This is a genomic window from Hydrocoleum sp. CS-953 (genome assembly GCF_002260545.1).
In the GTDB taxonomy this organism is placed as follows: domain Bacteria; phylum Cyanobacteriota; class Cyanobacteriia; order Cyanobacteriales; family Microcoleaceae; genus Trichodesmium.
In genome coordinates this window covers 1-4,315 of sequence record NZ_LGSU01000703.1, presented here as the reverse complement: position 1 = coordinate 4,315, position 4,315 = coordinate 1, and the positions used below count along the sequence as shown (strand labels likewise).

Annotated in this window: 2 protein-coding genes; one reads left to right on the top strand and one right to left on the bottom strand. The window is 35.5% G+C overall.

The genetic code is table 11. The annotated features are described in order from the left end of the window. Positions 1-275 precede the first annotated feature (275 nt). On the top strand, positions 276-893 hold the full coding sequence (locus AFK68_RS08205) for a ribonuclease HII (protein ID WP_246844067.1): 618 nt from the start codon (positions 276-278) through the stop codon (positions 891-893). 1,143 nt (positions 894-2,036) lie between these two features. Here AFK68_RS08205 and AFK68_RS41275 read toward each other — a convergent pair. Next, on the bottom strand, positions 2,037-2,573 hold the full coding sequence (locus AFK68_RS41275) for a hypothetical protein (RefSeq protein WP_246844066.1): 537 nt from the start codon (positions 2,571-2,573) through the stop codon (positions 2,037-2,039). Positions 2,574-4,315: the final 1,742 nt, after the last annotated feature.

Sequence of the window (4,315 nt, the reverse complement as noted above, 5' to 3'; positions counted from 1 at the left end):
CAACTGTAGAAAGGACTTCTTTTTTAAGACAGCAGATCATTTGTCTGAACAAAAAAATAAGGACAATAGCCTCCCCTTGGATAGCCGGAGGTAGTGTTTAGCGTTCCGCACAACTTCGTTAACGCTCGGCGACATGTTTGCGGAGCATTCCCTATACGAAAAAGTCTAGCTCCGACCCAGGAGTCAAGAGGCAGTTACGACCTAGAAGGCTAAACGATAACTGAAATGAGTCCTGAATGCTAAGAATTTGTAGCAAACTTTTTTAAATGGTACTTATGACTTGTTCTGAGTTGATTGATTATCCATCCTCTCTTCTAACTGCTGGTGTTGATGAAGTGGGGCGTGGGGCATTATTTGGGCCTGTGGTGGCAGCAGCGGTAATTTTGTCAGAGGAGGTTTTGGATGATTTGGCTAGTAGTGGGGTGAAAGATAGTAAAAGGTTGGCAGAAAAGCGTCGGTGTCACTTGGCGACTCAAATTTTGGCCGTGGCTTTGGATTGTAAGATTGGTATGGCTTCTGTTCGAGAGATTGACCGCTTGAATATTCTGCAAGCTTCTTTATTGGCGATGAAGCGGGCTGTTATGCAGCTGCAACCTAAGCCTGATTTGGTTCTGGTTGATGGGAATCAAGAAATTAGAGATTTACTGATACCTCAAAGGACTATTGTTAAGGGGGATAGTAAATGTTTGGCGATCGCTGCTGCGAGTATTGTGGCTAAGGTTTGGCGTGATACTTTGATTATGCGTTTAGCTAAAAAATATCCTGTTTATGACTTGACTAAAAATAAAGGTTATGGTACGCAAAAGCATAAACAAGGAATCGTAAATTACGGGGTGTCGCCTCAGCACCGTCTTTCGTTTAGTCCTTGTCAACCTTCTTTATTTTCTATTTAGGGCTTGCTGATTAAACCTCAAAGTATTGACAGATAAACGTTTTAGCCTTTTTAGGTTCTTAAAAAGTGTAAGTTTTAGGTCATTCAGGTTTAAAAAGTGAGCCTTTAATACTCACTACAGCAGAAAAATCAAGGGACTATTCTTCCTGCTAGCTCCTCTATAACTCCCATTTATTCTGACTCCTGACTCCTGACTCCTGACTCCTGANAAGTGTAAGTTTTAGGTCATTCAGGTTTAAAAAGTGAGCCTTTAATACTCACTACAGCAGAAAAATCAAGGGACTATTCTTCCTGCTAGCTCCTCTATAACTCCCATTTATTCTGACTCCTGACTCCTGACTCCTGACTCCTGACTCCTACCCTGACCACTCATACTTTTTCAGCAAACCCTATTTAGCTCTAGAAATTATCGGGAAATAAAACAAATACTAACTCCCCCAGAATTTTTGCTGGAGTTGAACCAATTTAGGATTTAAGCATTTTTGAGTTTTAAACACTACATATCTATAGCGCTATAGTTTTTTAAGACTATATAGTATAGGGCTTGCTGATTAAATATCTAAGTATTGATATATAAAGGTTTGAGTATTTTTAGGCTCTAAAAAAGTGCCTGGTTTTCAGTTGATTTCGCTCAAAAATTTAGCATTTTGGGGAAGAGTTGGGCAAAAAAATTACTCCCGTAAGGATGTTGTATGCAACGTCCCTACTGCTCCCCTGCTCCCCTACTCCTTAAAAAAGACTTTTTCAGCAAACCCTATATATATTGTCTCAGCGTAAGTCCTGCATTTATCAAAGTTAAATTGAATATTTAATCAACTGTTGCGCAACAGTTGAATATAAAGTCAAGTAAAAATTATCTACTAGATTTTTGGCGTTGGTAATACCAGAGGTGATAAATATTTGTTAGAAATTAAAGCAGCTTGATTATAACTGCTGATTTTAACGAAAGCGGACACCTACCCCTCCACCATTGTTTGGGATAAATTCAATTCCACCTTCTTCAAGAGCCTAGCGATTTTGGAGATGTTGTATGGGAACCTTTTGGAGGATTATGTACTGCTTCTATTGCTGCTAAAAATTTAGGTCGTAAGGCATTTGCTTGAGAGATAGATTGGACTTACTTTTTTTTATGGTGTTCAGAGAGCTAAAGAATAATATCGTCAGGGTTAATATCTGTAATAAATAACCTTTCTTGAAGAGTTAACTTAGTTTTTTCTGTATTTTTACTACCGAGTAATTTTGCCCATTCGCTAATAGATATACCCTTTATATCTTTTTCTAGGACTTTTTCTTTGAAGCTTTCTATTTCAGGGTGAACTATCCTATCTATTTTGGCAAAATTAGTATCTAATCTATATGGAAAAAGATTAATTAGCTGTCGCAATAATTTTTGATATTCTCTTGTAGGTTGATAATATTTACTTTCATTTCCCCAACTTTTGACAATTTGTTGAGCTGCTTGAAATTGAGAATTATTACCCTGCCATTTATCACCATTAGTGTTAGTTTGTTGTAAATTTTTTGTCCGTTTTTGAGTATCTTCTGGTTGTAAAACTAGATAGTCTGGCGGGTTATGATAATGGTTGTCACGAGTTTCTGCTACAGACCTAGCAGAGACTATGCAAATGTCTAAAATATAGGGTTTTACATATATTAAATTGCTAGGAAGCCAGCGGAGCAAAACAACATATATATTGTCATCATTGAAAATAGTTTTGACTATCTTTAAAACGAGCAGTTATTTCTGTAGCTAGAGGAAACTAAGTCTTAATTTCAAGTCCAGGAATAGGAGTTATTTTACCTTCAAAAATAGTATCTGGAAAACCAGGGTCTTGACGTTTCTATTTACCAAATTTATTAAATTCATTCTGAGCATTTAAAAACTCAGTTATGTGAAATGAAATTAAGTTTCCTAGCAGTGGAGAAAGTTTAGAGATTACTTTTGTAATATTCAGAGCAGCATCAGACGAAATTGGTTGGGAAATTGTTAATAAATCGAATTCATTTCCTGGTAATGTTTTTAGTTTTTATCCTGCTAATTTAATAATTTCCTCTCTATCCATTAGTCATATACTAATCCTAAATGATTTGTGGAAACAAAACTTTAGGGGTTTGGTTTCTAAATCCCATCTTTGGTTAGGTTTGGAGACCAAACCCCTATGATAAATATAGCAATCAGGAATCAGATGTGAGAATTTTACTGTTCCTTAAAAGGAGAGAATATAGCAGTTATCATATTCATATATATTCGTTTTTTCCTTCTTCTCTGTTTCCTGTTCCCAGTTAAATGTTCCCTAAAAGTCTCTAATATCTCACAACTCAAATCATATTGCTATATTACAAAATAAGGGTGGATTGCTATATCCTATTTCAGATAATAAAAATAGTTTTGGAGACTAAACTCCTAGGATTTCAATTAGATGAGTTATTAATAGAATAGCGTCCATACCAATGTCGAACTACTAGCCAAACAACAGAAAGTAATCCAGCAATACTTAATGTTAATCCACTATAAGAAACTAATAATGCAAAAATAGGTAAAATTCCGCCACTAATAGTACAAATAATTGCTGCTAAAGAAGCTTGACGATTTGAGCCTAAACCCCAAACTAAAAATAGCAATATTGGAGAAATTAAACTCCAGGCAAGTTTAGCATCAATTAAACGACTGAAGTAAGTTAAAGTTAGTAAGCAAGCAAAGAAAATTCCTCCTAAGATTGTCACATCTAGCAAACTCAAAGGGAGGGAAAAATATAAGAGNCTAATAGTACAAATAATTGCTGCTAAAGAAGCTTGACGATTTGAGCCTAAACCCCAAACTAAAAATAGCAATATTGGAGAAATTAAACTCCAGGCAAGTTTAGCATCAATTAAACGACTGAAGTAAGTTAAAGTTAGTAAGCAAGCAAAGAAAATTCCTCCTAAGATTGTCACATCTAGCAAACTCAAAGGGAGGGAAAAATATAAGAGAATTAACCACCATAAAAATAATAGGGGAGCTAATATTAATAGGCGAGGTAAAATACCTGTATTTTTTACTGAGTCTGTGGCAGTAAAAACTCCAAAAGGATTTTTGACAGAAACATTATCATCAAATACCCAAGTAAACTTTCGAGACGAATTTGATTCGATAGTTTCGGTCGGAACAATGCCACTGGCAAAGTCTGCTTTGGGAAAATTTGCCAATGCTATTAGTTGGAAATTTGATAATAGTTGATTATTGGCATTATAAATCCAACGGGGTCCGCCTTGGGCTTGATAATTTACTTTGAAATTGATAGTTTCTCCAGGGGATAAACTGAAAGGAAAACTATAATTTCCAGGGCTAGTAGGAATTAATCTTTTATTATTTTGTTCAATGCGAAAGTTTTGTAGTAAATAATAACCATAAGGAGGACGAAGATCAAAGAAAAATTTTTGGAT

What these genes read in the sequence shown, in the direction of transcription:
- AFK68_RS08205 (WP_246844067.1), top strand. Translation starts at nt 276, where the DNA reads ATGACTTGTTCTGAGTTGATTGATTATCCATCCTCTCTTCTAACTGCT.